This is a genomic window from Aliibacillus thermotolerans (assembly GCF_027853235.1).
Lineage (GTDB): Bacteria > Bacillota > Bacilli > Bacillales > Marinococcaceae > Aliibacillus > Aliibacillus thermotolerans.
Map to the genome: position 1 here is coordinate 141,532 of NZ_WKJG01000050.1, position 25,175 is coordinate 166,706.

Annotated in this window: 28 protein-coding genes; all 28 read right to left on the bottom strand. The window is 40.7% G+C overall.

Features of this window, described 5'->3' with window-relative positions:
• Positions 1 to 210: 210 nt before the first annotated feature.
• Positions 211 to 1,344 carry a prephenate dehydrogenase gene (locus GJS40_RS09150; RefSeq protein ID WP_270897601.1) on the bottom strand — a complete coding sequence of 378 codons (1,134 nt, stop codon included), beginning with the start codon at positions 1,342 to 1,344 and terminating at the stop codon, positions 211 to 213.
• Positions 1,341 to 2,447, bottom strand: coding sequence for a histidinol-phosphate transaminase (hisC, locus tag GJS40_RS09155; protein ID WP_270897570.1), 1,107 nt, complete (start codon positions 2,445 to 2,447; stop codon positions 1,341 to 1,343). The genes GJS40_RS09150 and hisC overlap by 4 nt, the downstream gene beginning before the upstream one ends.
• Before the next feature lie 40 nt (positions 2,448 to 2,487).
• On the bottom strand, positions 2,488 to 3,285 hold the full coding sequence (gene trpA / locus GJS40_RS09160; protein WP_270897571.1) for a tryptophan synthase subunit alpha: 798 nt from the start codon (positions 3,283 to 3,285) through the stop codon (positions 2,488 to 2,490).
• 2 nt (positions 3,286 to 3,287) lie between these two features.
• Positions 3,288 to 4,481 carry a tryptophan synthase subunit beta gene (gene trpB / locus GJS40_RS09165; protein WP_270897572.1) on the bottom strand — a complete coding sequence of 398 codons (1,194 nt, stop codon included), beginning with the start codon at positions 4,479 to 4,481 and terminating at the stop codon, positions 3,288 to 3,290.
• On the bottom strand, positions 4,474 to 5,118 hold the full coding sequence (locus GJS40_RS09170) for a phosphoribosylanthranilate isomerase (protein ID WP_270897573.1): 645 nt from the start codon (positions 5,116 to 5,118) through the stop codon (positions 4,474 to 4,476). Before GJS40_RS09170 ends, trpB begins: the two co-directional genes overlap by 8 nt.
• Positions 5,099 to 5,875 (bottom strand): indole-3-glycerol phosphate synthase TrpC, encoded by a 777-nt coding sequence (gene trpC / locus GJS40_RS09175; protein WP_270897574.1) that lies wholly within the window; start codon positions 5,873 to 5,875, stop codon positions 5,099 to 5,101. Before trpC ends, GJS40_RS09170 begins: the two co-directional genes overlap by 20 nt.
• Entirely contained in the window at positions 5,868 to 6,893 is a 1,026-nt protein-coding gene (gene trpD / locus GJS40_RS09180) for an anthranilate phosphoribosyltransferase (RefSeq protein WP_270897575.1), read from the bottom strand. Before trpD ends, trpC begins: the two co-directional genes overlap by 8 nt.
• A complete protein-coding gene (gene trpE / locus GJS40_RS09185; RefSeq protein ID WP_270897576.1) occupies positions 6,886 to 8,400 on the bottom strand; it encodes an anthranilate synthase component I in 1,515 nt (504 codons plus the stop codon). The genes trpD and trpE overlap by 8 nt, the downstream gene beginning before the upstream one ends.
• Positions 8,401 to 8,651: 251 nt before the next feature.
• A complete protein-coding gene (aroH, locus tag GJS40_RS09190) occupies positions 8,652 to 9,023 on the bottom strand; it encodes a chorismate mutase (protein ID WP_270897577.1) in 372 nt (123 codons plus the stop codon).
• Complete coding sequence (gene aroB / locus GJS40_RS09195; protein ID WP_270897578.1) at positions 9,020 to 10,105, bottom strand: 3-dehydroquinate synthase; 1,086 nt, start codon at positions 10,103 to 10,105, stop codon at positions 9,020 to 9,022. Before aroB ends, aroH begins: the two co-directional genes overlap by 4 nt.
• Entirely contained in the window at positions 10,105 to 11,277 is a 1,173-nt protein-coding gene (aroC, locus tag GJS40_RS09200) for a chorismate synthase (RefSeq protein WP_270897579.1), read from the bottom strand. Before aroC ends, aroB begins: the two co-directional genes overlap by 1 nt.
• Positions 11,278 to 11,372: 95 nt before the next feature.
• Entirely contained in the window at positions 11,373 to 12,170 is a 798-nt protein-coding gene (locus GJS40_RS09205) for a CheR family methyltransferase (protein WP_270897602.1), read from the bottom strand.
• Between the two features lie 102 nt (positions 12,171 to 12,272).
• Positions 12,273 to 12,716 carry a nucleoside-diphosphate kinase gene (gene ndk / locus GJS40_RS09210; protein ID WP_270897580.1) on the bottom strand — a complete coding sequence of 148 codons (444 nt, stop codon included), beginning with the start codon at positions 12,714 to 12,716 and terminating at the stop codon, positions 12,273 to 12,275.
• A gap of 87 nt (positions 12,717 to 12,803) precedes the next feature.
• Entirely contained in the window at positions 12,804 to 13,769 is a 966-nt protein-coding gene (hepT, locus tag GJS40_RS09215) for a heptaprenyl diphosphate synthase component II (protein WP_270897581.1), read from the bottom strand.
• Between the two features lie 11 nt (positions 13,770 to 13,780).
• Positions 13,781 to 14,647, bottom strand: a complete 867-nt coding sequence (locus GJS40_RS09220; RefSeq protein WP_270897582.1) for a menaquinone biosynthesis protein — start codon at positions 14,645 to 14,647, stop codon at positions 13,781 to 13,783.
• A complete protein-coding gene (locus GJS40_RS09225) occupies positions 14,644 to 15,252 on the bottom strand; it encodes a UbiX family flavin prenyltransferase (RefSeq protein WP_270897583.1) in 609 nt (202 codons plus the stop codon). Before GJS40_RS09225 ends, GJS40_RS09220 begins: the two co-directional genes overlap by 4 nt.
• Positions 15,249 to 16,109: a UbiA-like polyprenyltransferase gene (locus GJS40_RS09230; RefSeq protein ID WP_270897584.1), complete on the bottom strand. Its 861-nt coding sequence runs from the start codon at positions 16,107 to 16,109 to the stop codon at positions 15,249 to 15,251. The genes GJS40_RS09225 and GJS40_RS09230 overlap by 4 nt, the downstream gene beginning before the upstream one ends.
• Positions 16,106 to 16,834, bottom strand: coding sequence for a demethylmenaquinone methyltransferase (locus tag GJS40_RS09235; protein ID WP_270897603.1), 729 nt, complete (start codon positions 16,832 to 16,834; stop codon positions 16,106 to 16,108). Before GJS40_RS09235 ends, GJS40_RS09230 begins: the two co-directional genes overlap by 4 nt.
• A gap of 15 nt (positions 16,835 to 16,849) precedes the next feature.
• The gene (locus GJS40_RS09240) at positions 16,850 to 17,662 is read right to left on the bottom strand and encodes a heptaprenyl diphosphate synthase component 1 (protein WP_270897585.1); all 813 of its coding nucleotides are present in this window, start codon (positions 17,660 to 17,662) and stop codon (positions 16,850 to 16,852) included.
• A 136-nt stretch (positions 17,663 to 17,798) separates the two neighbouring features.
• Positions 17,799 to 18,017, bottom strand: a complete 219-nt coding sequence (mtrB, locus tag GJS40_RS09245) for a trp RNA-binding attenuation protein MtrB (RefSeq protein WP_270897586.1) — start codon at positions 18,015 to 18,017, stop codon at positions 17,799 to 17,801.
• 21 nt (positions 18,018 to 18,038) lie between these two features.
• Positions 18,039 to 18,608: a GTP cyclohydrolase I FolE gene (gene folE / locus GJS40_RS09250; protein ID WP_270897587.1), complete on the bottom strand. Its 570-nt coding sequence runs from the start codon at positions 18,606 to 18,608 to the stop codon at positions 18,039 to 18,041.
• Between the two features lie 161 nt (positions 18,609 to 18,769).
• Positions 18,770 to 20,251 (bottom strand): stage IV sporulation protein A, encoded by a 1,482-nt coding sequence (gene spoIVA, locus GJS40_RS09255; protein WP_270897588.1) that lies wholly within the window; start codon positions 20,249 to 20,251, stop codon positions 18,770 to 18,772.
• Positions 20,252 to 20,366: 115 nt separating this feature from the next.
• Positions 20,367 to 21,089: a DUF3939 domain-containing protein gene (locus tag GJS40_RS09260; protein WP_270897589.1), complete on the bottom strand. Its 723-nt coding sequence runs from the start codon at positions 21,087 to 21,089 to the stop codon at positions 20,367 to 20,369.
• Positions 21,090 to 21,119: 30 nt separating this feature from the next.
• On the bottom strand, positions 21,120 to 21,314 hold the full coding sequence (locus tag GJS40_RS09265) for a DUF2768 family protein (protein WP_270897590.1): 195 nt from the start codon (positions 21,312 to 21,314) through the stop codon (positions 21,120 to 21,122).
• Between the two features lie 175 nt (positions 21,315 to 21,489).
• Entirely contained in the window at positions 21,490 to 21,753 is a 264-nt protein-coding gene (locus GJS40_RS09270) for a stage VI sporulation protein F (protein ID WP_270897591.1), read from the bottom strand.
• 84 nt (positions 21,754 to 21,837) lie between these two features.
• Positions 21,838 to 22,869: an NAD(P)H-dependent glycerol-3-phosphate dehydrogenase gene (locus tag GJS40_RS09275; protein ID WP_270897592.1), complete on the bottom strand. Its 1,032-nt coding sequence runs from the start codon at positions 22,867 to 22,869 to the stop codon at positions 21,838 to 21,840.
• 17 nt (positions 22,870 to 22,886) lie between these two features.
• Positions 22,887 to 23,531 carry a glycerol-3-phosphate 1-O-acyltransferase PlsY gene (plsY, locus tag GJS40_RS09280; protein ID WP_270897593.1) on the bottom strand — a complete coding sequence of 215 codons (645 nt, stop codon included), beginning with the start codon at positions 23,529 to 23,531 and terminating at the stop codon, positions 22,887 to 22,889.
• A gap of 18 nt (positions 23,532 to 23,549) precedes the next feature.
• Positions 23,550 to 24,863, bottom strand: coding sequence for a ribosome biogenesis GTPase Der (der, locus tag GJS40_RS09285; protein ID WP_270897594.1), 1,314 nt, complete (start codon positions 24,861 to 24,863; stop codon positions 23,550 to 23,552).
• Between the last annotated feature and the right edge of the window lie 312 nt (positions 24,864 to 25,175).

Here is a 25,175-nt window from a genome sequence, read left to right on the forward strand (position 1 = left end):
ACAAACAAAAAAAGACCCGATAAGTAAACGCTTACATATCGGGCTAGCCAAGATTGCTATTTCAATGAATGAGTATGGATAGGAGTGGAGAGAAACCATACGCTACTTTTATTATATCGAAACCAAAGTATAAGTCAATAACTTTTTTCAATTTTCACGTTATTGAAAGATTTTTGTGAGATGATCCCAATGAAAAGCGGGATCATCTTTTTATTCTTCTAATAGATGTGTTTCATACAGCGCATTTTCTAACAACTGCTTTGCTTGTTTTCGGTCTTCATCCGTACGAAAAGAGAGCCGAAGTGCCCCCATGATATCTTCCCTCGTCTCGATGATGCGAATGTTAGTAATACTTATATTTTCTTTCCCTAAAATACCAGTTACGTCAGAGATCACCCCTGGATGGTCTGGAATATCGACGTATAAATCATAAAAGGAAGGCAACGCACCTTTTTTGTTCGACGGCAAACAATCCCGAAACTTTTTGGCTGTTTGAAAGTAATTATAAATATCGTTGGATTCTTCTTCTAACAACATCGTTTCCACTTTTTTCATTTCTTTTTGCCAATCCCGTAGTAAATGAAGCATCGTATCTTTATTATGTAATAAAATATCCCGCCACATTTCAGGGTTTGAAGAAGCAATTCTCGTAATATCTTTAAAGCCACCAGCGGCTAACTGGGAAACTAAATCATCTTCATTTCCGATATTTTTGACTTGATGGACGAGACTCGCTGCGACAATATGCGGAAAATGACTAATTAATCCCGCAAGCTTATCATGTTGCTTTGGGGTCATTTCAATAAAACGGGCATTCGTTCCTTTTAACCAATTTTGTAACTGAATGACTTTTGAAGCCGTTGCTTCTTCTGATGGGGTGAGAACATAGAAGGCATTTTCAAACAAGTGTGCTCTTGCAGCTTGAACACCGCTTTTATGGGAGCCTGCCATCGGATGTCCTCCAATAAAAGTAACGTTTTTACGATGGAGAGGGGCTGCCTTTTGAAAAATTTTCGATTTCGTACTCCCTACATCCGTCACAATCGCTCCTTCTTTAAGTGGTAAATCTTGCAGTTCTTCCAATAACTGCTCGGTTTTTTTCACTGGAGCTGCGAGCACAATTAAATCTGCTTCGCGAATTCCTTCTTCAAGATTATCGGCTATTTCATCAATCACTTGTAAAGACTGGGCTAGTTTTAATTGATTCGAATTCACATCCACCCCAACGACCGTGGCGTCATGTTCTTTTTTTATCGCAAGGGCGATGGAACCTCCAATCAGCCCTAGCCCGACGACACATATTTTTCGATTCAACAATTTCTCCCCACTTTCTTTCCCGGCTATCCTTGACTGAGTGTTTTTCTTTTTTCGAGACAATCATGGAATGCTTGTAAAAACGCATCATTTTGTTCTTTTGTTCCTGCCGTTACACGAATTGCGTGCGGGAAACCGAGCGCTTTCCCGGACCGGACGATAAACCCTTTTTTCAATAAATCATCAAACAATACGTCTCCGTCAATACCTGTTTCTATTAAAATAAAATTCGTCTCGGTCGGTAAATAAGACAAGCCCAACTGTTCACAAAACGCCATGATATCATCGAGAACCTGTCTATTTTTTTCTTTACATGCTTGAATAAATGCTTGATCTTCTAATGCTGCAATAGCAGCTTGATGGGCAATAGAAGTTGTATTAAACGGAGGTCTGACAGGATCTAACGAACGAATGAAGGAAGCATTCCCAATGCCATAGCCAATTCTTAACGCTGCCAATCCGTATGCTTTGGAAAAAGTACGAAGAATCATTAAATTTGGGTATTCATCTAAGTATGGTATTGTATTCGGATAATCCGTTGCAGTGACATATTCAAGGTACGCTTCATCGGAAACGACGAGAACGTCTTTCGGTACCCTCTCTAAAAATGACTCGAATTCTTTCGTTGTCGTATATGTTCCGGTTGGGTTATTCGGATTACATACCCAGACAATTTTCGTCTTTTCATCAATTTTTTCTAACATAGCTTCTAAATCATGCTTTCCTTCTTTTAAAGGAACTTCGCGAATCTCGGCTCCTTCAATGAGAGCATTATGCTTATATTGAGAAAATGTCGGTGTTGCCATCACCGTGTTTGTTTCATTACTCAACAAGGCACGACATAGCATCAATATTACTTCATCAGACCCCGCACCAAATATCAATTGTTCTTCTCTTACTCCAACATGCTCGGCTACTTTATTCCGGATCGCAGCAGCATATCCATCTGGATAAATCTCCGGGTGAAGAAGTACTTCTTGTACTTTTTCTTTCACCTTAGGAGAGGCGCCGTATGGATTCTCGTTGGAGGCTAATTTATGCACGACAGTTAAACCGAGCTCTTCTTTTACTTCTTCGATCGGTTTGCCCGGTTGGTATGGTTCCATTCCTAACAATTGTGGTTTAATTTCCAAGGCGACCACCTCATATTTCTTTCATATTTTATCATATATATTACGACGAAATAAGAGAAGAAACAAATGCTTTTATTTGGTCCAGTTCACTTTCTCCCGCGTTTTTTCCGTAAACTTCTTCCACTTTTTTCATAATCGCACTCCCAACAATGACACCATCCGCTACCCCTTTTAAACTTTCCACATGCGCTCGTTTCGAAATGCCAAATCCCACTGCCACCGGAATGGCAGTACTTTCTTTCACACGTTTTATAAAAGTGTATGCTTCCGGTGGAAAATGATCTCTTACACCCGTGACCCCTGTACTAGAAACACAATATAGAAAACCTTCTGCCCGACTTGCAATCTCGTCAATTCTTTTGTCAGAGGTAGGAGCAACGAGAGAAATGTTTGCTAAGCCGAGAGATTTGGCTTGACTAGCAAGGGATTCACTTTCTTCAAAAGGGAGGTCCGGAATCAACACGCCATCTGCTTTGCTTTCTCTTACTCGTTGTAAAAAAGTCTCTTCACCTAATTGTAACACAGGGTTGTAATACGTAAATATAATAACTGGTATGGTTAATCCTTTTTCTCTCATTTTCGGTACTAAATCTATTGCTTTTGATAAACTCATTCCTTGCGCGAGGGCTCTTTGTGCGGAACGTTGAATAATCGGTCCGTCCGCAAGAGGATCGGAATAAGGAACACCTAATTCAATGATGTGAGCCCCTGCCTCTTGTAACATCAGAGCAAGATCAACCGTTACTTCCGGATTCGGGTCTCCAGCTGTAATAAATGGAATAAAAAGGGGATATGGAGCGTTTTGGGCAGCTTCCAATACACGATTGTTTTCACTCATGTTTACAACCTCTTTTCCAAATAATCTTTAATGGAGTGGACATCTTTATCTCCTCGTCCAGATAAAGAAACGACAATCACATTATCTTTTTCTAGCGACTTTGCTTGTTGAAAGGCGAGAGCCAGTGCATGAGCAGATTCTAAGGCAGGTAAAATCCCCTCTCTTTTCGTCAAAAGGGTGAGTGCTTCGATTGCTTCTTCATCACTAATAGGAAGATAAGTGACTCGACCAGTATTTGCCAAATGGGCATGTTCAGGGCCAATTCCCGGATAATCCAGTCCTGCTGAAATAGAATAAGGCTCGATGATTTGTCCATTTTCATCTTGAATCAAGTATGTTAATGATCCGTGAATGACTCCTTTTGTCCCTTTTGTGATGGTGGCAGCGTGTTTTGAAGTCGAAATCCCTTTCCCGGCAGCTTCTGCCCCATACATTTTCACATCGTCCTCAAGCATAGGATAAAACATGCCAATCGCATTGCTTCCGCCTCCAACACAGGCAACAGCGACGTCCGGCAAACGACCAAATGTTTCTTTTGCTTGCGTTTTCGTTTCTTCTCCAATGACACATTGAAAGTCGCGTACGATACGGGGATACGGATGTGGACCAACAACAGAACCAATTAAATAAAAAGTGTCTTCCACATTTGCTACCCAATAACGAATGGCTTCGTTCGTTGCGTCTTTTAATGTTTTACTTCCGGTCGTAGCCGGAACGACTTGAGCTCCTAGCAATTCCATTCGAAAAACATTGAGTCGTTGTCGCCTCATATCTTCTTCTCCCATAAACACGAGACATTCCAGTCCTAATTTCGCACAAATTGTTGCCGTCGCAACGCCATGTTGTCCCGCGCCTGTTTCTGCGACAATCTTCGTTTTTCCCATCCGTTTCGCAAGTAACGCTTGACCGATCGCATTGTTTAATTTATGCGCGCCAGTATGCACCAAATCTTCTCTTTTTAAATAAATGTGTGCCCCACCGAGTTCTTCTGTTATCTGTTTTGCATAAGTGAACGGTGTCGGACGACCGGCATATTCTCTTAACATATGATGATATGTGTTTAAAAAATTTTCATCTTGCATTGCCTCGTGAAAAGCCTCTTCCAACTCTTCTAGCGCAACCATTAACGTCTCAGGGACAAATTTCCCCCCGAATTCACCGAAACGACCGCGGGCATCAGGATATGCTTTACTCATGATACATCAACCTCTTTTCTAATGCGGTTAATTTTTTTTTGTTCTTTTTTCCATTTCGTTCGATTCCACTGGAAAGATCGATCCCCCAAGGATCATACCGAAGCAAGGATGCTACATTTTCCGGGGTAATCCCCCCAGCAATAAATAACGGTACTTGATGCTTTTTCCCAAATTGAACATAGCGGGGAACGTGTTTCCAATCAAAACGCTGTCCAGTTCCACCCCATTCGCCTTTCACTTTCGCATCAACAACAAATCCATCGACATAAGGAAGATACGACTTTAATGCGCTGAAAGCATCATCGTCATGTCGGATTGCTTTCCATACTTCTTTTTTTGTCTTTTCTTTCACAAGTTGCACCATTTCCACAGATTCCGTGCCATGAAGCTGAATGATATCGATAGGACATTGTTTCACTGCTTCTAATATGTCAGAAAGGGATGCATTCACAAAGAGAGCTGCCACCTTCTTCCCAGGCAATGGATGCCTGTCAAGCCAGGAAGCAGCTTCAAAAGGAGACACTTTTCTTTTACTTTCTGCCATGACAAAACCGACATACTCTGCCTGGGAAGATTGCACTAATTGTACATCCGCTTCTGAATGAAGACCACAAAGCTTAACGTACGGTCGTTTCATTCACATTCTCTCCCCGTAATGTGCGTAATGCTTTTTCTACGTTGTCTTGACGCATCAATGATTCACCGACGAGAACGGCGTTTGCCTTCCATTCTTTTACGTATTGAATATCTTCATATGTGTAAATTCCACTTTCGCTAACAAAAACACTTTCTTTTGGAACGTAAGAACTTAGTTTTTTAGTAGTTGCCAATGTTGTTTCAAAGGTGTGTAAGTTTCGATTGTTAATGCCTAAAATAAGCGGTTTAAATTGCGCTAACACTTCCTCTAACTCTTCTTCGGAATGAAACTCAACGATTGCTTCCAACCCTAATTCATAGGCTTCTTCATATAATTCATGTAACTTGGATGTTTCTAGAGCAGCGGCGATCAATAACACGGCATCTGCACCAATCCTAACACTTTCATAGAGCTGAATCGAATCAATAATAAATTCTTTACGCAAAACGGGCAAGGCAACTTTTTGTTTAATGATCGGAATATACGTCCGATTTCCTTGAAAATATTCTTCATCGGTTAATACGGATAAAGCAGCCGCTCCTCCTTTTTCATATTGAAGAGCAATTTCCTCTGGGTCGAATGTTTTTCGAATGACCCCTTTTGAAGGGGAGGCTTTTTTTACTTCTGCTATCACTTGAACTTCATTTTCATTTGCCGTAAGCGCCTCTTTTAGAGAATATTTTTGCACCTCCACCGGTTCGGGAAGGGTGATACGTTTTATTTCCTCTCGTTTCGTCTCTAAAATTTTTTCAAGCATGTTGTTTTTCCACCTTTTCCTTTTGAAGTCGTTGTAACTGTTGTAAAAACTGTCCTGATTGGAGTGCTTTTTCTGCTGTTCTGACTCCTTCGGCAAATGTCGTTACTTCATCAGACACATACAAACCCGCAGCTACATTTAAAAGTAAAATATCTTTCGCAGCCCCATTTACTTCTCCAGTAAAAATCGCACGAATTAAGGCGGCGCTTTCTTCTGGCGTTTTCACTTGCACATCGCTTAAGTTTGCTCTTTCAAGGCCCACATCCTCTGGGGTAATGGTATATTCACGGATGACTCCACCGTTTAATTCAGTGATAAAAGTTTTACCGGTAATTGTCACTTCGTCCATTCCGTCTTCTCCGGTTACGAGTAAAACCCGCTTACTACCAAGACGTTTTAACGTTTCTGCCATCTTCTTCGCATACCCTTTATCAAATACACCAATGACTTGTGCACTTGCATTTGCCGGATTTGTTAATGGACCTAATAAATTAAAAATCGTCCGAAAACCGATTTCCTTTCGAGGAGTCACTGCGTGTTTCATCGCTACGTGATACATCGGTGCAAACAAAAAGGTCATATTTTGTTGTCGTAATGATTGAATTGCTTCTTCCGGAGACGTTTGAATAGCAACCCCTAACGCATCTAATGCGTCCGCACTTCCACTGCGAGAGGACACCGAGCGATTCCCATGTTTTGCTACTTTGACTCCAAAAGAGGAAAGAGCAATCGCACTTGCCGTAGAAATATTGTACGTAGATCGATTATCTCCTCCTGTCCCACAAGTATCAATTACAAAAGATTCTTCATGAGGCAACTGAATGGCATGTTCCCGCATCGAACGCGTAAACCCTGTCATTTCGTCCACCGTTTCCCCGCGAAAACGCATAATCGTTAAAAAACTCGCAATTTGACTTTCTGTTGCATTTCCTTTCATAATTTCATCCATTGCTTGTTCTGCTTCTGTTTCTGATAATACTTTTCCGTCCATGCATTCATTTAATAACGTTTTAAACATGTTCTCTCTCCTCCTCTTTATTTCCAAACAGTACTTCTGCCGCTTCAATTGCAGTGAGTAACGCCATTGCTTTATTTTTCGTTTCTTCATATTCCTTTTCCGGAATAGAGTCTTTTACAATCCCTGCACCTGCTTGCACTTTCGCTCGGTCGTTTTCAATAACGACTGTTCGAATCGCAATACAGGAGTCGATATTGCCGGCAAAATCAATGTAGCACACCGCTCCTGCATAAATGCCCCGTGGTTCTTTTTCCAATTGATTTAAAATCTCAAGTGCGCGCTCTTTTGGAGCACCGGAGACAGTCCCGGCCGGAAATGCCGAAGCAAGCGCTTCAATCGGTTGGACAGTCGCGGCTAGTTTACCGGTGACCTTGGAGATAATATGCATGACATGGGAAAATTTACCTATTTCAAATAACGTCGGTGTTTCAATCGTCCCTTTTTCCGCTACCTTCGCAATATCCTCTTTCGCCAAATCAACCAACATTTGGTGTTCAGCGATTTCCTTTTTATCTTGTAGCAAATCTTGTGCCAATTGCTGATCTTCTCGATCGCTTTTTCCTCGTTTTCTCGTTCCGGCAATTGGGTGGATTTCCATTTGTCGATTCTTTACTTGAATGAGTCGTTCCGGGGAGCTTCCCACCACTTCCGTTTTCTCTAATTTTAAATAAAATAAATAAGGTGATGGATTAATCATGCGTAGTGCACGGTAAATATCAAAGCCACTCACGGTTATCTCTCGTTCAAAACGTTGGGAGAGAACAGCTTGATCAATCTCTCCTGTTTCAATATAAGATTGAATCGTCCTGACATCTTGCTCAAACTTTTCCTTTGAGTAATTCGAACAGACCTTCTTAAAATCCACTTCTTTTTGTAGCATCATCGGTCGTGAGTAAGAATAATCTTGTTTGGATTCAATAATCTTATGCATATATTGATTTACTTTCGCTTGCGACTCTTTATAACGAACATTGCTTGCCGCCATTTCATTGGAATTGTAATGAATAAATGTGAGCTCTTTCGTCACATGATCAAAAGCAATTAACGTTTCGCAAAATAAGAGCGTCACTCGCTCTTTTTCATTTTCATGGTAGGGAGAGGAAAGTTGTGATCGAAACTTCTCTACTGTATCGTAAGGAACGACTCCCACTGCTCCCCCTTTGAAAGGTAAGTCGACATGCGGATCTCCTGGTCGTAACCAATCCATGACCTTTTGGAAGATACCGGGGAGATGTCGGTCTTCAAGCAACACGTTTTGTGCTGCATCTAAAAACCGGTACGTCTTTCTTGTTTCGATTATCCGATAACGTGGCGATAAACCGATAAAAGAATATCTTGACCAAGGGGACGCTTCGTCTTTACTTTCTAATAAAAACACTGCTTCTCGTTCGAGCTTTCGAAACACTTCGATAGGGGTGATCGTGTCTATAAAAAACTGTTTCACATAAGGAATCATTCGAAATGTCTTTGTTTGATCGTCAAAGATAGGGAAGGTTGTTTCTGACATATACTCACCTCTTTTTTCGCAAAGAGAGGCAGAGAGGGAGGGATAGAGGAGATATCATTAAAATTTACGAAAGGAAATGAAAAACGCCTAAAACGAACAGTTTTAGGCGTTGGATACACTCGTTCACTCCGCTCTACTGTTCTCCACTCAACTCTACTCTCTACTAAACTCTCTCTACTCAAAAATTCATTTATTTTGAAACTATTCACTACTCTCATTACTTTTATCTTAATCTATGATTGTTCTTTTTGTCAACTTTCATCTTTGACTAAATCTGGACGGAGTTTCGTTGCATCACGTAAGTAAACATGTTTTACTTCTTCTTGCCTCACATTTAATTCCGCTGACAACATAATACGGATACATTTTGGAAGGGCATTGGGTACCGGGATTTCTTGCGCGCACATGACAGGTACGTATTGCCATCCTTCGATGAAACGAGTTGCTTTAGCGGGGAACGCTGCATTAATATCGGGTGTCGTCGTAAACCAAATGTGCGCAACTTGTTCCGGTTGTAAATTATTTTTTGCAATCATTTCTTCTAATAGCCATTTTGTATGGGAGATAATGTCTTCTTCCTTATTCTCATCGATCGTAATAGCTCCCCGTACTCCTCGTATCACGATGATGCCTCCTTTCTTTGTAAAAGCTGACGAACGATCGTTTCTTTTACTGTTTGTATCATTGGTTCCCCCGCCTTTTTTAACAAGACAAAAGTAAGGCCTTTCGATGTTCTTTTTTTATCAAGACGCATCGCTTCTATAAGTGCTTCCGGTTCGTATTGAAAAACGATGTCAACAGGATATCCAATCGCTTGAAACCATGCTTTTTCTTCTTCTATATCCCATGTAGACAGTTGTAACGTGTTACTAAGACGCATCGCAAATAACATGCCACAAGCCACCGCTTCCCCGTGGGTAAGCTCGCCGTAGCCGGATACTTTTTCAAGGGCATGGCCAAGAGTGTGACCAAAGTTCAAAAAGGCGCGAATGCCGGCTTCTTTTTCATCTTTTTCAACGATTGTCGCTTTTATTTTCATCGAACGTCGAATCGATGAGCGAATGGAAGGTTTTTTGATGTCATCCAAAGTATTTACATGTTCTTTTAACCACGCTAAATAATTTGGATCTTGAATGTAGGCATGTTTCATCATTTCAGCAAAACCAGATAACCATTCTTTGTCGGAAAGCGTCTGAAGCATGTCAATATCGTAAACGACCGCACTTGGCTGATGAAAAGCTCCAATTAAATTTTTTCCTAATGGATGATTAATGCCTGTCTTTCCACCGACGCTACTGTCTTGAGCAAGCAATGTCGTAGGTACTTGAATAAAGGGAATTCCACGCATATAAGTAGCAGCAGTAAACCCGGCAATATCTCCGATGACCCCACCACCGAGGGCAATAATGATGGAATTGCGATCTAATTCTTCTTCAATGCAAGTCGTTAATAAATCCCGATATACTTCTAAAGATTTTGCTCTTTCCCCGTTTGGAACCGTTACGTGCGCTACCGGTAACAGTCGTGCTAACGATTTTTTCACTTCTTCCCCGTACAACGGGTACACTTTTGTGTCTGAAATAATGAGTGCTTTTTTTCTTCCTTCCAATATGGATCGGCAAAGTGTATCTAGCTGATGGCGCAATCCGTAGTCAATCAGTACGTCGTATTGATCGTTTGTCGTCGTGATCGTAAATTTTTCCATTAAAATTCCCGCGCCCATGTACGATGGTTTTCGATGCTTTCTTTTAAAGCGTCGATTCGGTCTGCATGAAACATTTCCACAAGCGCTTTTGCTACTTCAAAAGCAATGACGTTTTCCATGACGACGGATGCGGCAGGCACGGCACAACTGTCTGACCGTTCAATGCTTGCTTGAAACGGTTCTTTTGTATCAATATCTACACTTTGCAGCGGTTTATATAAAGTCGGAATAGGCTTCATCACACCTTGAATCACTAAAGGCATTCCGTTTGTCATCCCGCCTTCAAATCCTCCAAGATTATTGGTGCGACGATAATACCCTTTTTCCTCGTCCCATAAAATTTCATCATGTACTTCACTACCAGGACGACGGGCAGCTTCAAAGCCGATGCCAATTTCCACTCCTTTAAAAGCGTTAATACTCACAACCGCACCGGCAATTTTACTATCTAACTTGCGATCGTAATGAACGTGGCTACCGACACCGACTGGCATCCCAGTCACCACCGTTTGCACGACCCCACCGATAGAGTCCCCTTCTTTTTTGGCCTGATCAATCGCTTCCATCATCTTCCGTTCTGCCTCTTTATCTAAACAACGTACAGGTGAAGCTTCCGATTTTTCTTGTAATTCATAAATATCTTTATATGAAATGTCTTTCGCTTTTACTCCGCCAATTTCCAGTACGTGTCCTGCCACTTCTATCCCAAGTGTCTTTAATAATTTTTTGGCAACTGCTCCTGCGCATACCCGTGCTGTCGTCTCACGGGCGGAGGAACGTTCTAAAACGTTTCGCATATCTCTATGACCATATTTAATACCACCATTTAAATCTGCATGTCCAGGGCGAGGGTGGGTTACTTTTCTTCGTACTTGTTGCTCTTCTTCTTCACTTAACGGTTCCACTCCCATCACATCGGTCCAACTTTTGAAATCATCGTTTTTGACGACAAGCGCAATTGGGGCACCTGTCGTTTTCCCATGTCGAACACCACTTACGATTTCTACAAGATCCTTTTCTATTTGCATGCGGCGTCCCCGTCCATAACCGCCTTGTCTTCGCTTTAATTCACGGTTAATATCTTCTTTCAACAGTTCCATATGAGCGGGAACCCCTTCAATAATTGTTGTTTGTTGAGGGCCGTGAGATTCGCCCGCTGTTAAATATCTCATTTGTTCCACTCCTCTTTCCATCCGTTTCTCTTTAGTGCTTTTATGCATTAAATGATAACATATTTTCCGATGTTGTGGGACGTTCCGGTTGATTTTTATCTATGGGATACTTCCTTTACTTTACGATAAAAAAACGTCTCCTCCGGTTCAAAACCGTATTTCTTCGGATAAAAAATTTGTTCTGTACTACCAACAAACAATACTCCACCCATTTTTAATGATTGGTTAAACTTAAAGTAAATATCATGTTTCGCTTCTTCCGTAAAATAAATGAGCACATTTCGACAAACAATAAGATCGAAATCCGTATCATATGTATCTGTCAATAAATCATGTTTTCGAAATGTGATATGTTTTTTTAACTTATCTTTGATACGATAGCCAGGACGATCTTCATTAAAAAACAGATTGATCTGTTCTTTTGATAACTCTTTTAATGAACGGTCAGTGTATATCCCTGCTTTTGCTCGCGCAAGGATCGCTTCATCAATGTCTGTAGCCAAAATGGAATATCGCCGCGTCTTTTTTAAATGCTCTTCTAAAATCATTGCAATCGTATACGGTTCCTCACCGGAAGAACAAGCGGCAGACCACGCTTTAAAGGTGGATCGATTCGCTTCGTCCAATCGTGGTAAGATGTTTTGTTCTAACACTTGCCATCTTTTTGGGTTGCGGTAAAATTCTGATACATTAATCGTCATTCGTTCCAGAAACTCGCTTAATACTTTTTCATCTTTATTAATGCCTCGTTCAAAAAAATCTTGAAAACTGGTATATGCTTTTTTTTCATAGAAAGAACGTAAACGTCGTTTCATTTGGGCTTCTTTATATAAAGATAAGTCAATGCCTGTTTTTTTCTTGACGCGTTCAATAAACCATTGATAATCATCCATCACTTTCATTCCCATTCACTCCCCTCCCCGCCCTTTTTTAAAAACAGATCGTATACGATATGAAAAACGCCTTCCGCACGAAGGCAAAAGGCGCTTCACTTATTATATCCATTCAGAGATTGTTTTGTTGTAATCAATGAGCTCGTCTTCTTTAAAAAACAATCCGATTTCTCGTTTTGCGCTTTCCTCGGAATCGGACCCGTGAATGACATTCATTCCAACTTGAACACCATAATCCCCGCGAATCGTTCCTGGTGCAGCTTCTTGCGGGTTGGTCGCTCCCATCATTTGACGAGCAGTGAGAATGACTCCTTCTCCTTCCCACACCATCGCAAATACCGGACCGGATGTAATGAATGAAACAAGTTCACCAAAAAACGGCTTGTCTTTATGTTCTCCATAATGTTCTTCAGCCAATTCTTTTGAGATGGACATTAATTTTCCACCGACAAGCTTATACCCTTTTTGTTCAAACCGTTGCACGATTTCACCAATTAAATTTCGTTGTACACCGTCAGGCTTCACCATAATAAAAGTTCTTTCCATTGCTATCCCTTCTTCCTATGTAACTTTTTCTCATGTAAAACCGCTCACATTATAACAAACTGCATTTCCCTTCGCAATATCCAGTCATTAATACGTGCGTTTCCCAATGTAAGAAGCAATCGTCACAAGGGATTTTTTTGCGCTGCGATTTGGTAGACCATCCAAAGAGTCATATGCTTTATCCAAATATTTTTTGCTTAATTTCTTAGCATATTCAATGCCGCCTGATGTTTTCACTTTTTCAATAATCGCACGGACAGAGACAACTTCATCCCCATTTGCTAAACGAATGACTTCTTTTTTTAATTCGTCGTCTTTTTGCATCGCATATAATGCGGGCAAAGTAATATTGCCTTGTAGCAAATCACTTCCGGCAGGTTTTCCAAGCTCTTCTTCGGTGCCGATAAAATCCAACACATCGTCCATGATTTGAAAAGACATACCGACATTGTAACCATAATAGTAGAGCTGTCGTTGAATCGAGGGAGGTACATCAGCACTAAGGGCTCCTAACTGGCAACTTACTGCGATTAAAAGAGCAGTTTTTCTTTTAATTCGCCTTAAATAAGTTTTTAAATGTTGTTGCCAATTAAATTGATCACGGATTTGTTCAATTTCTCCAACACACATATCAATCATTGCTTTCGACAAAATCTGATGAACTTCTCCATTTTGTAAAAAGGACGCTTTCTCCACTGCTCGAGCAAATAAAAAATCTCCTGTATACATTGCGACACGATTATCCCATTTTGCTTTAATCGTCTGTCTCCCCCGTCGTAATTCCGCATCATCAATTACATCATCGTGTACGAGAGAACCCATATGTATCATCTCTAAGGCGCTTGCAATATGTTTGACTTTTTCAATATCATAGGCACCAAATTTTGCGCAAAGAAGGACAAAAATGGGACGAATTCGTTTTCCGCCTGCTTGTAACAAATGTAAGGCTGCCTTATTTAACACCGGCTGTTCTGTTGCTACCGATTTTTCTAATTCATGTTCTATTTTTTCTATATCTGATTTTAACACCAGATAGAAGTCCGGTAATCTCATCATTTTCACCTTCAAAGTAAATCCCGCACCTCATTTCCAGTCATCCACATTTCAATGTCAGTGACGGGACGTTCAAAGTAGCCATGTTCATAGGCGAGTTTGTAATAATAAAGCAGTCCTTCTTTTTCTTTTTCATCAAATTGATAATGTAAGTTTCGAAAATAGGCGCGCCAAAAAGCTTCCGTACCGCCGTGCCGTTGTTGGATATACGTGATCATATCATTGAAACGAGGACCTAATGCCTTTTTTTTACTTTCGATAAATTGTTTATACAACATGTGTACCATATCTTTTTTTTCTTCTGCTGCTTCTTTTCTTACCGCAAACACAGCATATGTCATCGGGAAACCGGTATATTCATACCAAAGCTGTCCTAAATCATAGTAATATACACCGAGCTTTTCCCGCTTCCAGAATGTTCTGATGGCATCATCTCCGATCAATAAGAACGCATCAAAAGACGCATTCATTTTTTCCGCATCTGGAGTGACGGTCGTGAAAGTGATATTCGTGAAATGTAGAAATTCTTTTAAAATCACCTTTAGCAAATGTACCGAAGTGGCACTGGCTGACGTTAATGCAATATTTTTTCCTTCCAGCGATTCTAATGGATACTTTGAAAATAGAAAAATAGAACCAACAGGACCGTATGCAGTGACGGAAAGATGAGGCATCAAAACATACTTTCCTTTTTCTTTTCCGTATGCGAAAGAAGAAATGCCACCAACGTCTACTTCCCCTTGTTTCATCGCTGCATTTAATCCAGCTGGTACTTTCGGAACGAAACGACATCCGTTCTTTTCTAATTCTTCTCGATTTAAGCAATAAAAAGGAGGAACGATGTTCGTATATGCAATTTCTCCAATGACTAAACTCATGCTTCTTCCCCCCATCTTCGAAAAAGCGAATGTTCTATCCCTAATGCATCAAGTACTTTTCCAACAACAAAATCAATTAAATCTTCCTTCGTTTCCGGTAAATGATAAAAACCAGGCATCGCTGGTACAATTTGAGCGCCATTTCGCTCTGCTTTTAACATATTTTCTAAATGTCCCCCGTGAAGAGGTGTCTCTCTTGGCACGAGAATTAAGTCTCTTTTTTCTTTCAGTTGTACATCTGCAGCCCGCTCTAATAAATTGCCAGAGTTGCCATTGGCAATTTTAGACAATGTTCCCATCGAACACGGAATGACAACCATGGCATCCATTTGGTAAGAGCCGCTGGCGACAGGGGCTTGAAAGTCCTGTAAATCATGGACGTCAATGGAAACGTCAGGAGAAGAGAGAGAAAATAAGTCTTCCAAACATTGGTTGCGATCCTTTATATCAAGTAACAATTCATCTCGAAATACTTGCCAAGACGCTTCACTCATTAATAAATGGATATGATGCCCCCCCTGGGTTAGTTCTTGAACTAAACGGACCGCATACACTGCTCCGCTTGCTCCCGTAATTGCCACTGTAAAAATCTTACGCTTCGTCATAACACCATATCTCCAATCGTAAAAAGAAAAATGACGACACTAATAATTCCATTCATTGGAAAGAATGCTACTTGGACTTTCGACAAATCGTCTGGTTTGACAAGGGAATGCTCATAAACCATCACTATTCCAACGATAAAGACTCCGGCCAAATAAAGGTAAGACAAAGGCGAGACAAAGTAAAGAATGAAAAGTGCCGCAAAACTAATAAGATGAAATGACCGCGCAATCAATAATGAATGCTTAATACCAAATCGTGCCGGAATGGAATATAACCCTACTTCTCGGTCATAATCAGCGTCTTGCGTTGCATAAATAATGTCAAATCCAGCAATCCAAAAAGCAACGGCGATATACAAGAGAAATGCTTCCGGATTCAAAGTTCCTGTCGTTCCAACCCAGCCACCTAAAGGCGCAATGGCTATCGTACAGCCTAAAAAGACATGACAGAGCCAAGTAAAACGTTTTGTATAGGAATAGGCCGTCAAAAAAAAGACAGCGATTGGTAACAAATATACTGCGAGCATGTTTAATTGATAGGCTGAAAAGAAGAGTAGAACGAAAGACAGTACGATAAACCAAATGCTTTCTTTCATGGAAATCTTTCCAGCGGGAATCGCTCGTTCTGCTGTGCGAGGATTTGCTTTATCTATTTTCGCATCAATCACTCGGTTTAACGTCATGGCAGCACTTCTTGCACCGACCATCGCCAACGTAATCCATATCCACTCCCATAACGTCGGCCACGTTCCTTCGACCATCAAACTTCCTAGAATTGCACCTAAAAATGCAAAAGGTAAGGCAAAAATTGTATGTTCAAATTTAATCATTTCCAAAATGATTTTCAGCTTTTTCATTGTACTCCCTCACTCATTCTACTTGCTTTCTGAGCAAAATGTGCAGCTACTGTTCCCATCGAGTAAGGAGTTACTTGCACTCGCTGGAAACCCGATTTAATAAATAAAGAAGTAAGGGTATTTTTGTTCGGAAAGGCCATGGTCGACTCTTGTAACCATGAATATTCGTTGTAGCTATTTGCGACGTATTTTCCAAGTGCCGGCATCATTTTGGTAAAATAAAGCGAATATAAAGAGCGAATGTTTTTATTTTCCGGTTGTGACGTTTCTAAACAAACCGCAAGCCCGTCTTTCTTTAGCACACGATGCATCTCACGTAAGGCGGTTTCATAACTGGCGACATTTCTTAATCCGAATCCAATCGTTACGTAATCAAAAGATTCGTCGGGAAACGGCAGTGCTAACGCATTGCCTTCCACAAATGTCACATTGGTAGAAGCCGTCTTTTTTAATTTCCCTTCTCCAATGGACAACATGTTTCTGCTAAAATCAAGACCGATTACTTTCCCTTCTTTCCCAACTGCTTCAGCTAACTGAAGGGTCCAATCTCCTGTGCCGCAACAAATATCCAGAGCGATGCTTCCCGGGCGCACTTGCATTTGTTTCATGACATCTTTTCGCCACCGTTTATGTAAAGAAAAACTAATCACAGAATTCATATAATCATATTTATCATAAATAGATTCAAAAACAGCATGTACCTTTTCTTCCTTTGGCTGTTGCACAATTTCTTTCTTCATTTATATCTTCTCCGACTTCCGCAAACCGACCCACGCGTGTAAACGTTCATATAAGGAAGTATTTTTTAGCGTTGGACTGACAGTTTGCAATTGTTTTTGCAGTAATTCTTCATACGTTTGAATCGCTTGATCTAATAGTCTTTTCGTATTTGCTGGTGGCCAATGGAAAGCAGTGAAAGTCTTTTCTCCTTCTGCATACCAATGGAGAGCATAAGCAATCGAAGTCAGCTTTTTGTGCGCCACTTGTTTTCTCTCTTTCAACAATCTTCTCAAAGTGAAAAATATTTCTGCTACCTGCTCCAGTTCTTTTTTCTCATAATATGTGGTTAAAGCAAAGATAAATCCAGCTTCAATGTCACGGATGTGATCGAGTAATTTCCTGAAGGATTCTCCTTCATAACAATGCAATTCCATCTTCGTTTCATTGATCGATTGAATTGTTTTACTAAACAAATGAAGAATCGGTTGATGCACACTTTTTGCTAATAATCGGTAATAAATACTACTGAAATAATCTCCTGCCAGCACGGTTAATTGTCGTGTTTTTTTTTCCTTTTGGTTCACGATGTCACCTTGAAACACTTGCTCATGCGTGTCAAAGGCTGCTTGCGCAAAAAGTGCAGATAAAATTTGTTCACGCTTTTCCTCTTTGTTAAAAGGGGCGTCCCGCAAACATTCGAGCAAAAAATACACCAAATCACGATCTGCTTCGACGTAACCGGCGTATTGTTGTAAATAAGAATGAGCGCTTAACTCTTTAAACTGTTGTTCAATTGTTGCAACTTCCTTCATATCATAATCCGGGTGTAACATGTTAGATGTCTCCCATCGCACAAATATGGGTCTTCTTACCAATTATCAGTACTGATCTTATGAAAATCATAATGACCCTATTATAGCATAGAATGGAACTTACTGTGAAAGACATGACGAAATATGTAACTTCCGTTTACGTGCCCGCCTTTATTTCCCCATGACTCGTTTGAATTGTCGCTTTTCCTCTTACTTTGACCGCTGACGTATGTTCAGTGAACTGCGCGATCATCACTTCTCCACGATCCAGCTTTTCAGAATGATGAAATCTCGTATCGGAACCTCGCGTTAAACCGATGACATTGACACCGTCTTCTTCTGCTTTAATCACAATAAAATCATTATTTTCCCTCATCTTACTTCCCTCCTCTTGTTCTTATGAATGACGAATTAAAGATAATACTTCCGCTCGTGCCGCCGCATCTTTTTCAAATGTTCCTCTCACGGCAGACGTCACCGTTTGAGCCCCCGGTTTCTTAATACCTCTCATCGTCATGCACATATGCTCCGCCTCCAAAACTACAATGACTCCATGAGGTTCTAAGGTTTCGACGATGGAGTTTGCAATCGTAGAAGTAATTCTTTCTTGCAGCTGTGGTCTTCGCGCAACAACTTCAACTGTTCGGGCCAATTTACTAAGTCCGGTTACTTTCCCGCCTTTCGGAATATAACCGACATGGGCCTTGCCATAAAAGGGAACTAAGTGATGTTCGCATAACGAATAAAAAGGAATGTCACGAACGAGCACCAATTCTTCATGATCTTCTCCAAACACCGTTTGCAAATGTTTTTTCGGGTCTTCATTCATACCTTGGAATACTTCTTCATACATTCTTGCGACCCGTTTTGGTGTGTCAAGAAGTCCTTCTCTCGTTGGATCTTCTCCTACTGCTTCTAATATCATTTTTACTGCTTCTTCTATTTTTTCATGGTCCACACTTCCCACTCATTTTTCCTCCAATCAACTGTTTGTGTAACCTTTGAAAAATTTTAGCATATGGGTATTGATAAATCAAAATATACTGCATATCTTTACAATAATATTATTATGTAAACTTATGTAACGAAACAAAAAGAAGCAGCTGCTTATGCCGCTTCCGTGAAATATTATAATATGATTGCAATTAAACCACCGGAACCTTCATTAATAATTCTTTCTAACGTCTCTTTTAACTTGTATCGAGCGTTCTCAGGCATCAGTGATAATTTTGCTTGGATTCCTTCTCTCACAATCGAATTTAACGATCGGCCAAATATGTCCGAATCCCATATGGAAAGAGGGTTTTCTTCAAAGTCTTGCATCAAGTAACGAACGAGTTCTTCACTTTGTTTTTCCGTTCCAATAATTGGGGCAAATTCTGATTCAACATCTACTTTTATCATGTGAATGGATGGTGCCACTGCTTTTAAACGAACGCCAAAGCGCGAGCCTTGTCGGATAATTTCCGGCTCGTCAAGACTCATATCAGTAAGCGCGGGGGCAGCTATTCCATAACCTGTTTGTTTTACCATTTTCAGCGCGTCACTCACTTGATCGTATTCCTTTTTTGCATAAGCAAAATCTTGCATCAGCTGAAGTAAATGGTCTTTCCCCCTAATTTCCGTCCCAACCACTTCTTTTAACACTTGATCATATAAGTGGTCGGGTGCATATAAGTCAATTTCTGCGATTCCCTGCCCCATTTCAATCCCTGCAAGACTTGCCTCTTCAATAAATTCAAAATCATGAGCAAATTGGTAAACAACACGATCAACATCACGAAGTCGCCGAATGTCTTTGACCGTATTTCTCACTGATTCTTCATATTCTTCCCTCAGCCAATGATCTTGTCTTAATACCATGACCCAGCTTGGCAAATTAACGTTTACTTCATGAACCGGAAATTCAAACAACACTTCTCTTAATACGTGATTGATGTCATGTTCTGTCATACTCTCTACACTTAAAGCAAGCACGGGGATGTCATGGGTTTCCGACAACTCCCTTTGCAATGCTTCGGTTTCCGGATCATGCGGACGTACGCTATTTATAATCATAATAAACGGTTTTCCGACTTCTTTTAGCTCTTCAATGACCCGTTCTTCCGCTTCCACATAATCTTCCCGAGGAATTTCTCCCACTGAACCGTCCGTCGTGATGACTACGCCTAAGGTGGAGTGTTCTTGAATCACTTTTCTCGTTCCAATTTCCGCTGCTTCTTGGAATGGAATTGGATCTTCATACCACGGGGTGTTAATCATCCGCGGACCGTTTTCATCTTCGTATCCCTTTGCTCCTTCAACGGCATAACCAACACAATCCACCAGTCTTACATTGACATCGAGTCCTTCGTCGACATGTAGAGAAACAGCATTATTCGGAACAAATTTCGGTTCTGTTGTCATGATCGTTCTTCCTGCCGCGCTTTGCGGTAGTTCATCTTGTGCCCTGGCTCGTTCCGTTTCGCTTTCCATATTCGGAAGGACGACAAGTTCCATAAACTTTTTAATAAACGTCGATTTACCGGTTCGGACTGCCCCGACGACGCCAAGATAAATGTCTCCTCCAGTCCGTTCAGCGATATCTTTAAAGATATCTATTTTTTCCACTAGATCCCCTCCTATTCATATCCTCCGATACCGGTCTTACATGTATGACACTATATATGTATGACTGTGTCCTACAGATATGACCGATTTTGAATAGAGAGGGTTACGCATCCCTTTATTCCACCATAAAAATGGGATCTTCATTTTCATCGATCGTATACGGAACAGAAAATGCCGGAACGATAGGAGAATGATCGGTTAAAATTTGTCTGACATCATCCCCGGGTTGAAAAGAATGATCATATCTTTCTAACATCATATGAATGTCTATGGCATAATCAATCAACACATTTCCGTATTGGTCAATCATCAACGGCAAATAATTCGACTCATGATAAGGACTTTCAACGCTTAAGTCCCGATGATAGTCTAACCTTTCTTCATCTAAACGATAGATTCCAATTCCGATTGCTTCCCCAATGGGTAAATATTCATGCTTGGAAATATATTGACGGACTGCTCGCTCTAGCTCTTGAATTTCTCTTAACACGCGCAAATCAATGAGTTTCACTTCGGCACGCTCTTCGGGATCAATTAATACGTATTGATAAGGTCCGCCGCTTTCAAAAGAATTGCCCGGTGGTTCGGATAAATACCGTGGCAACAACTTGCGAAAATCAATGACATATTTTTGATATATGGGTGTATCTTCGTCTTTTGTTTGAATGGGAAGTACTCCTGTATCTTCTCTAAACTGGTCCACTGCTCTCTGGACAGATTCTATTTGATCTTCATAAGGAATTTGGTTTTCCACTCTTTTCTCTTGTGGATACATGCACCCTGAGAAAAGAAAGAGCACACTAAATCCGATCATGCACAGGCGAAGAAACCGTGTCACTTTACCACCTCCACTTCCATAGCAGTCCATCTATTCTGCCAATGGTCCTCCAAAAACAATCACAATCATAATGATACCTCCAATGACGAGACATATAAAAGCAATCACTAAGACAATGAAACGTAAAATGGAAGGCAATTTTTGTGCAAATATCGTTGCTCCTGCGGAAACAAACATTAAAAAGATGCCAAAAAATGAGACCCACATACTTTCTAGCGCAGTCATAATACAAATCCTCCTTCATTTCAGCCCCTATTATAACATCATTTTTATTTTAAACATGAAAACTAGTCGGAATCGGGGTGAATTCCGACTAGTTGATGACTTATTCTTCCTTCTCAAACAGCCTTTCTTCATTCGCCAACATTAGAGACGGACGTTCATGCGGGAGAGACAAGCGTTATTTCGATTGAAACCACTTACTTATAGAAGAGAGGTCCATTGGTATATTGTTGTTGACAATCGCATTTACTAACTCATCTTCTTGTTGTTTAGACACTTTTCTTCCTGCCAATCGAGCGACATCTGAGATGACTTTTCTTACTGTTTTCTCATCTTGAAAATCTGCGTTACTTAACGATTGAGCTAATCTCAGCAAATCTTCTTGTTTTACATTCGTCTCTTTTTCAATCTGATCAAATATATTGTCGTTGTCGTATCGCATAAACAGCCTCCTTTCATCCTGTCAACGTATTTTATGCATAGGAAAAAGAGGCGTGCTATCTTTGAGCGACAATAGACAATACAACTAATTATTTTTATCAAAAAGTAAAGACAAATGTTCTTCTTCCTGTTTTCGACCTCGTTTCATTAACTGTTGAGCGGCTTCCACGGGAGATGCGTCTTCAAATAGTACGGTATAGAGAGCGTTTGTAATCGGCATGTCGACTTGTAATCGCTTGGAAAGCTCATGTACCGCTTTCGTCGTTCGAATCCCTTCCACCACCATATCCATTTCTTCCAATACTTCCGTGACGCTTTTTCCACTTCCTATTTTGTAACCTGCACGCCAATTTCTACTATGCTGACTCGTGCAAGTAACAATTAAATCCCCTAATCCCGTTAGCCCTGTAAATGTTAACGGATTTGCTCCTAGGTTGACACCGAGACGAACAATTTCAGCAAGTCCCCTCGTCATGAGAGCTGCTTTCGCATTATCTCCGTAACCAAGCCCATCATTTAATCCAATTCCTAATGCAATAATATTTTTTAATGCCCCTCCAATTTCCACTCCGATGATATCTTTATTCGTATAGACACGAAAATAATGATTCATAAAAAGATCCTGCACTTTTTCTGCTAATTGGATGGACGTTGATGACACCGTTACGGTAGTCGGTTTCCGGTCGCTTACTTCTTCTGCATGACTAGGACCAGACAATACGACAATTGGTCTTTTTGATTCATCCGGTAATTCTTCCGCTATCATTTCAGAGACACGTAAATGAGTGTCAGGTTCAATTCCTTTGGAAGCATGAATCAGAACGGCTTCCTGAGGAATGAATGGTGAAACTTTTTTGACTGTTTCCCGCATCGCTTGCGTCGGGACAACCAGTAATATGTAATCTGCTGCACGAACACAATTTTCGATATCCGTTGTGGCAACAATCGAAGCTGGAATGGTGCGTTTCGGCAAGTACATTTCATTTGTATGATATTTATTCAGTTCTTCCGCTTGTTCTCGTCGTCTCGTCCATAACTTTACTTGATGACCGTTATCTGCGAGAACAAGTGCCAGAGCAGTTCCCCAACTACCTGCGCCGATCACTGCTACATTCATTCTTTTTTCTCCTTTCGTCAAGCTTTTTTTTCTCCAATTTTATTTTCCGTTCCATTTAAAAGTCGTTTAATATTTTCTCGATGTTTCCAGACAGAAATAACTCCTAATAATGTCGTTAAATATATATAAGGCGAAGGATGATCATAATGTTGATTTGTCACCATTAATATAATTGGTGTGCCGGCTGCGAAAATTAACGACCCGAGAGAAACATAGCGAGTAATAAAAATGGATAAAATAGCGATGATGCCAATATATACAGCCGGGAAAAAGACAAGGCTTCCTACAACACCGATTGCCGTCGCCACTCCTTTTCCACCTTTAAAACGAAAATAAATAGGCCAATTATGACCAAGAATGGCCGCAAGCCCGGCAAGTGCAGGTGCTATCCCTTCTATTTCACCAACAGTGGTCCAAGTCGGCAAAACATCCCAATATTCTATTCCGCGTGCAATCCAAACCGAAACAACTCCTTTTAAAATATCCAGTGATAATACGAGAATGGCAGGTCCTTTCCCTAGAACCCTTAAAATGTTGGTAGCACCAGCATTGCCACTCCCATGTTCTCTAATGTCAATTTTTTTTATTTGCCAAGCGACCACATAACTAAAGCTAATAGAACCTAACAAGTATGCGATGATGATTGAAACAATCAGCTCCATCTTTTCCTCTCCCCAAAGCTAGTCGTTTTTCTTTCTAGCAATCAATCGTATTGGTGTTCCTTCAAAATGAAAAGCTTCCCTTAGTTTGTTTTCCAAATAACGACGATATGAAAAATGTAACAGTTCTGGATCATTGACAAATAAAACGATTGTAGGTGGTGCAACAGCCACTTGCGTTGCATAATTGATGCGGAGACGTTTATTATTTTCCGTTGGCGCCGGATTCATCACCACTGCGTCCAAAATTACATCGTTCAACACGTTGGTTGGTACACGTAAATGATGATTATCTGCAACTTGCTTCACTGTTGGCAACAAGTGCTGGAGACGAGATTTTGTTTTTGCTGATAAAAATAAAACCGGGGCATATGTTAAAAATTGAAATTCTTGCCGTACTTTTTCAGTAAACTTCGCCATCGTTTGATGATCTTTTTCAACGGCATCCCATTTGTTTACTACGATAATAACGGCTCGTCCTGCCTCATGGGCATATCCAGCAATTCGTTTATCTTGTTCGCGAATTCCTTCTTCCCCATTTAATACGACAAGTACAACGTCAGCACTTTCCATCGCTTTTAACGCTCGCAGAACACTATATTTTTCCGTAGATTCATATACCTTTCCCTTTTTTCTCATCCCGGCTGTATCAATAATGACATATTCTTGGTCTTCAAATTCAAACATCGTATCCACGGCATCTCGCGTTGTTCCTGGAATATCACTAACAATGACCCGTTCTTCCCCTAAAACCGCGTTCACTAAAGATGATTTTCCAACATTTGGGCGGCCGATAACGGCGATCCGAATCGTATCTTCGTCGTATTCTTCTGATTCTTCATCGGGAAAGTGATGAATGACCGCATCTAACATGTCACCCAGACCGCGCCCATGTGCTCCGGAGATTCCAAATACTTCTCCGAATCCTAAAGAATAAAAATCATACACATTTTCTTCCATGTTTGGATGATCAATTTTATTTACGCCAACGACGACTGGTTTATTGGAACGTCTAAGCATATCCGCTATTTCGCGATCTGCTCCGGTCACTCCGTCTCTTCCATTGACTAAAAAAATAATGACGTCTGCTTCATCAATTGCTATTTCCGCTTGTTCACGCATTTGAACTCGAAGCGGTTCTTCTCCTAAATCAATCCCACCGGTATCAATAAGATAAAACTCTCGATGTAACCATTCCGTTAAGCGATATAAACGATCTCGAGTCACACCTGGTATATCTTCGACAATGGCAACCCTTTCTCCAACCATCCGGTTAAAAATCGTTGACTTCCCAACATTTGGTCGTCCAACGATTGCAACGACTGATTTTGTCATACGTAAACGTTCCTCCCTCAATAAAGTAAGAATATCTTCCAAATGCTCGCTTATTCTCAAAATTTCATAGACACTGTTTTACACCTAACAGCACTTCCACCTTATAAAAGGATAATCACAGAATATTCTAACAGGGTGAAGCCCATCCTAACGTCCAAACGACTGGATAAGTTTGGAAATTGATATGACCGTGCATAACGTCTCCACATCATTCATGGTCGCTCACCCTCCCATTTCTCTCCGGATCAAATTCCATACATTCCTTCGTCCTGCGTATCCATGAGGTGGAGGTCAGATATGCTTTCTAACAGG

Coding starts and splice junctions, on each gene's coding strand:
- trpA (WP_270897571.1), bottom strand. CDS start 3,285: ATGAGTGAAAACAATCGTGTATTGGAAGCTGCCCAAAACGCTCCATAT.
- trpB (WP_270897572.1), bottom strand. CDS start 4,481: ATGAGTAAAGCATATCCTGATGCCCGCGGTCGTTTCGGTGAATTCGGG.
- GJS40_RS09170 (WP_270897573.1), bottom strand. CDS start 5,118: ATGAAACGACCGTACGTTAAGCTTTGTGGTCTTCATTCAGAAGCGGAT.
- trpC (WP_270897574.1), bottom strand. CDS start 5,875: ATGCTTGAAAAAATTTTAGAGACGAAACGAGAGGAAATAAAACGTATC.
- trpD (WP_270897575.1), bottom strand. CDS start 6,893: ATGTTTAAAACGTTATTAAATGAATGCATGGACGGAAAAGTATTATCA.
- trpE (WP_270897576.1), bottom strand. CDS start 8,400: ATGTCAGAAACAACCTTCCCTATCTTTGACGATCAAACAAAGACATTT.
- aroB (WP_270897578.1), bottom strand. CDS start 10,105: ATGGAAAAATTTACGATCACGACGACAAACGATCAATACGACGTACTG.
- aroC (WP_270897579.1), bottom strand. CDS start 11,277: ATGAGATATTTAACAGCGGGCGAATCTCACGGCCCTCAACAAACAACA.
- GJS40_RS09205 (WP_270897602.1), bottom strand. CDS start 12,170: ATGGATGATTATCAATGGTTTATTGAACGCGTCAAGAAAAAAACAGGC.
- ndk (WP_270897580.1), bottom strand. CDS start 12,716: ATGGAAAGAACTTTTATTATGGTGAAGCCTGACGGTGTACAACGAAAT.
- hepT (WP_270897581.1), bottom strand. CDS start 13,769: ATGAGATTACCGGACTTCTATCTGGTGTTAAAATCAGATATAGAAAAA.
- GJS40_RS09220 (WP_270897582.1), bottom strand. CDS start 14,647: ATGAGTTTAGTCATTGGAGAAATTGCATATACGAACATCGTTCCTCCT.
- GJS40_RS09225 (WP_270897583.1), bottom strand. CDS start 15,252: ATGACGAAGCGTAAGATTTTTACAGTGGCAATTACGGGAGCAAGCGGA.
- GJS40_RS09230 (WP_270897584.1), bottom strand. CDS start 16,109: ATGAAAAAGCTGAAAATCATTTTGGAAATGATTAAATTTGAACATACA.
- GJS40_RS09240 (WP_270897585.1), bottom strand. CDS start 17,662: ATGTTACACCCGGATTATGATATGAAGGAAGTTGCAACAATTGAACAA.
- mtrB (WP_270897586.1), bottom strand. CDS start 18,017: ATGAGGGAAAATAATGATTTTATTGTGATTAAAGCAGAAGAAGACGGT.
- GJS40_RS09265 (WP_270897590.1), bottom strand. CDS start 21,314: ATGACTGCGCTAGAAAGTATGTGGGTCTCATTTTTTGGCATCTTTTTA.
- GJS40_RS09270 (WP_270897591.1), bottom strand. CDS start 21,753: ATGCGATACGACAACGACAATATATTTGATCAGATTGAAAAAGAGACG.
- GJS40_RS09275 (WP_270897592.1), bottom strand. CDS start 22,869: ATGAATGTAGCAGTGATCGGCGCAGGTAGTTGGGGAACTGCTCTGGCA.
- plsY (WP_270897593.1), bottom strand. CDS start 23,531: ATGGAGCTGATTGTTTCAATCATCATCGCATACTTGTTAGGTTCTATT.
- der (WP_270897594.1), bottom strand. CDS start 24,863: ATGACAAAATCAGTCGTTGCAATCGTTGGACGACCAAATGTTGGGAAG.